This window comes from Neisseria sp. P0008.S004, from assembly GCF_051962755.1.
GTDB lineage: Bacteria > Pseudomonadota > Gammaproteobacteria > Burkholderiales > Neisseriaceae > Neisseria > Neisseria subflava_A.
Genome location: NZ_JBQCUZ010000044.1, coordinates 1 through 283, shown reverse-complemented (window position 1 = coordinate 283; position 283 = coordinate 1). Strand labels below are relative to the sequence as shown.

The 283-nt window shown below is 59.0% G+C and carries 1 protein-coding gene; it reads left to right on the top strand.

The features are described from left to right. A partial coding sequence (locus ACTHSW_RS10875) for a hypothetical protein (protein WP_440373924.1) occupies nt 1-283 on the top strand: 283 nt, incomplete at both ends.

Genomic DNA, 283 nt, shown 5'->3' with positions numbered 1-283 from the left:
GCATCCATACCGATTCGGCCACTGCCCATCACGGTGCCGACAGCGTTCCCGATCTGCAAAATCTACTCGACAAACAGCAAACCGTCGCCCAATCGACTGCCGCCATCCACAGTGCCGTCGGCACCTATAGGGGCAACCGTGCCAAAGCGGCAGCCGAAGAGCTGGAAAAACAACAGGCCGCTTACGAAGGCCGTCTGAAAGAACAAAACGACGGCAGCTACGAACACTACCTCAGCCTAAGCGACGCACAACGGCAGCAGGAGATGCTGGCCCATTCCCCCGC